The sequence below is a fragment of the Amaricoccus sp. genome (genome assembly GCF_036846665.1).
GTDB lineage: Bacteria > Pseudomonadota > Alphaproteobacteria > Rhodobacterales > Rhodobacteraceae > Amaricoccus.
Genome location: NZ_DAIUBO010000319.1, coordinates 1 through 3,674, shown reverse-complemented (window position 1 = coordinate 3,674; position 3,674 = coordinate 1). Strand labels below are relative to the sequence as shown.

Below are 3,674 nucleotides of genomic sequence, written 5' to 3'. Positions count from 1 at the left end.
TTCTCCCCGGGGCGCCCGGCCAAAAAAATGGGGCAGGCGCCGGGCCGGGGGGGAGGGGATGGCCCGGGGTCGTCCGGAGGCACAGCCATTGGCGTGACGGGGCGGGGCGGGCGCTGCCCGCCGGACCGGATGGCGACGCTGGGCTCAGGCGGAATCGGGCCGGTGCGTCCGGGGACCTTTCGTGGTCGGCTTGGTCGCGCGGCGGCGGGGGAAATGGCCGTGCTCGACGAGCCAGTCGCGGACGCGGGCGGTTTCGGGGCCCGGCTCGCCGTGCCAGACCAGCATGAAATCGACCCCGGTCCGCCAGGCCTGCGGCACGATGGGGACGAGACGGCCGCTCGCGAGCAGCGGGTCGAGGAGATGGGCCCAGCCCAGCACCACGCCCTGCCCGTCGAGCGCGGCGAGCACCGCGAGAGCGTAGTCGTTCACCCGCAGGCCCTGGCCGCGGTCCTCATAGGGCAGGCCGAAGGCGGCGAACCAGGATGCCCAGGTCGGGCAGGCCCGGTGCGGCTCGTCGAGATGGATGAGCCGCAAGGGCGGGATGTCCGCGGGCGTGGCGACATCCGCCGCGAGCCCGGCGATGAATTCCGGGCTCGCGACCGCGTGGATGACCTCGGGGGCGAGCGGGGCGGTCTCGTAGTGATCGAGCACGCCTGTGCCGTAGCGGATGCCGAGCGACAGCCGCTCGGCGCGCAGGTCGAGATCCCGGTCGGTGGTCTGCACGCGCAGGTCGAGATCGGGTAGGTCGGCGCGCAGCGCGCCGAGCCGCGGCAGGACCCACCAGGTGGCGAAGGCGGTCGAGACCGAGAGCGAGACCGCCTCGGAGGATTCGCGCCGGCGCATCTGCTCGGCGCAGTTCCGGATATGCGCGAGGGCCGGGGCGATCTCGCGGTGGAACCCGCGACCCGCCTCGGTCAGGGTCACGCCGAGGCGGCTGCGCACGAAGAGGCGGGTCCCGAGGTCGGTCTCCAGTTCCCGGATGGCATAGCTGATCGCCGCCTGGCTGATGCGGAGCTCCTGGGCGGCCTTGCCGAAGGAGCCGAGGCGGCCCGCGAGGTCGAAGGCCTCGAGATGGTCGATGGAGGGGAGCAGGCGGCGCAGGGTGGTCATCAAGGGAGCTTATGACAGGCGCAAATCGAATCCTACTGCCCCGGCGCGGTTTCCTCGCCCTAGACTGGGGCCCTGGCGAATCCGGTGGGAGGCTCGGGGAAGGGCGTGGAAAGCGGAACCATCGGCGAGGAGCGGGCCCGGGCGGGGTCCAGGCGCCGCGAGACGCGCGCGCGCCGCACGATCGCCGCCCCGGCCTATATCACCCGGGCGATCCCGCCCTATGCGATCCTCGATGAGGAGGCGCTCGCCCGCATCGAGGCGACCGCCGAGCGGATCCTCGCGGAGGTCGGCATCGAGTTCCGCAACGATCCCGAGACCCGGCGGCTCTTCGCCGCGGCCGGCGCGGATTTCGACGGCGACCGGGCGCGCTTCGAGCCGGGGATGATCCGCGCGCTGCTCGGCAGCGCCCCGGCCGAATTCGTCCAGCACGCGCGCAATCCGGCGCATAACGTCGTGATCGGCGGGCGGAACACGGTGATGGCGCCGGCCTATGGCTCGCCCTTCGTGATGGATCTCGACCGGGGCCGGCGCTACGGCACGCTCGAGGATTTCCGGAACTTCGTGCGGCTCGCCTATATGGCGCCCTGGCTGCACCATTCGGGGGGCACGGTCTGCGAGCCGGTGGACGTGCCGGTGAACAAGCGCCATCTCGACATGGTGCTGGCGCATCTGACGCTCAGCGACAAGGCGCTGCTCGGCTCGGTGACCGCGCCGGAGCGCGCGGCGGATTCGGTCGAGATGTGCCGGCGTGTCTTCGGCGCCGATTTCGTCGATGCGAATTGCACCATCATGGGCAATTTCAACGTCAATTCGCCGCTGGTCTGGGACGGGACGATGACCGGCGGCATCCGCGAATATGCCGCCGCCAACCAGGGCAGCGTGATCGTGCCCTTCATCCTGGGCGGCGCCATGGGCCCGGTGACCAATGCCGGCGCCATCGCCCAGGCCCATGCCGAGACCATGGTCGGCTGCGCGCTGACCCAGCTGGTCCGCCCCGGGGCGCCGGTGATCTACGGCAATTTCCTCTCCTCGACGGCCCTGCGCTCGGGCTCGCCGACCTTCGGCACCCCGGAGCCGGCGGCGGGCTCGCTGGTGGTGGGCCAGCTCGCCCGCCGGCTCGGCCTGCCGCTGCGCTGCTCGGGGAGCTTCACCACCTCGAAGCTGCCGGACGCCCAGGCGATGAGCGAATCGGTCAATTCCATGCTCGCCGCCATCCATTGCGGCGCGAATTTCCTGCTGCATTCCGCGGGCTTCCTCGACGGGCTCCTGTCGATGTCCTACGAGAAATTCGTGCTCGACGTGGATTTCTGCGGTGCGCTGCACACCTATGTGCGGGGCGTGGCGGTGACCGAGGAGGACCTCGCCTTCGACGCCGAGGCCGAGGTGGGGCCGGGGGGCCATTTCTTCGGCTGCCAGCACACGATCCGCCATTACGAGACCGCCTATTGGGAATCGGATCTGGCCGACAACGACCCCTGGGAGACCTGGAGCGAGAAGGGCGCGCTCGATGCCGCGACCCGCGCCAATGCGCGCTGGAAGGCGATGCTCGCGGCCTATGCGCCGCCGCCGCTCGACGAGGGGATCCGGGAGGCGCTGGACGATTTCGTGGCACGGCGCAAGGCGGGGGTGGAGGACGCCTGGCATTGAGCCGGCGCCGGGGCGCGGCGCCGGCGCCGACGGATGGGTGAGAGCAGCGAGGGGCGCGCATGAAGATCACCGCGATCCGTGTCACCCATGTCAACGTGCCGTTCGACGCGCCGTTCTGGTGGACCGCCGGGCTCTATCCCGGCGCGTCGAAATCGGTGATCGAGGTCGAGACCGATGCCGGGATCACCGGGCTCGGCGAGGCGCCCTGGTGGCATTTCGGCGAGCTGATCAAGGCCGAGATCGCGCCGGCGCTGATCGGGGCCGATCCGCTCGACCTCGCCGATTGCGAGAGCCGGTGCGTGCCGGCCTGGCAGATCACGGCCAATACCGGCGAGAACGCGGCGCAGGTCGCCTTCGGCGCGGTCGAGATCGCGCTCTGGGACATCCGCGGCAAGGAATTCGGCCTGCCGCTCCACATGCTGCTCGGCGGCGCCGTGCGCCGGGACATCGCCTTCACCGAATATTTCTCCTTCCGGCCGCGGCAGGGCGAGGCGGGCGGCGAGATGACGCCCGAGGCGGTCGCCGATTACTGCCAGCGCATGGCCGAGGAGCATGGCGCCACGATGTTCGAGGGCAAGCTGATCCTCGGCGACCCGCTGCTCGAGATCGACACGGTGCGGCTCCTGCGCGAGCGGCTCGGGCGGCGGGCGATGCTGCGGCTCGATTCCAACATGCAATGGTCCCTGACCACCGCCCGGCGCATCCTGCGCGAGATCGAGCCCTTCGACATCCGCAACTACGAGGATCCGGTCGCGAGCTTCGAGGAGATGGCGGCGCTGCGCCAGCATTCCGCGATTCCCTTCTCGACCCATGTCCCCGACCTGCGGCGGCTGGCGCCGGGCGGCGGCGCGCCCGCCCGGTTGCGCGGTTTGGCCCCGCTCCCGGGGCCCCCCGCTCTGCCCGCCATCGGCCCGATC

The 3,674-nt window shown here is 71.2% G+C and carries 3 protein-coding genes; 2 read left to right on the top strand and 1 reads right to left on the bottom strand.

Annotated elements, in window-relative coordinates; translation table 11 throughout:
* Positions 1-144 precede the first annotated feature (144 nt).
* On the bottom strand, positions 145-1,110 hold the full coding sequence (locus V7050_RS19500; RefSeq protein WP_324368713.1) for a LysR substrate-binding domain-containing protein: 966 nt from the start codon (positions 1,108-1,110) through the stop codon (positions 145-147).
* 105 nt (positions 1,111-1,215) lie between these two features.
* On the opposite strand from V7050_RS19500, the gene V7050_RS19495 reads away from it, so the two are divergent.
* Positions 1,216-2,757, top strand: a complete 1,542-nt coding sequence (locus tag V7050_RS19495) for a trimethylamine methyltransferase family protein (RefSeq protein WP_324368711.1) — start codon at positions 1,216-1,218, stop codon at positions 2,755-2,757.
* A 59-nt stretch (positions 2,758-2,816) separates the two neighbouring features.
* The coding region (locus tag V7050_RS19490; protein ID WP_324411074.1) for a mandelate racemase/muconate lactonizing enzyme family protein at positions 2,817-3,674 on the top strand (858 nt) is incomplete at its 3' end.

Coding starts and splice junctions, on each gene's coding strand:
- V7050_RS19500 (WP_324368713.1), bottom strand. CDS start 1,110: ATGACCACCCTGCGCCGCCTGCTCCCCTCCATCGACCATCTCGAGGCC.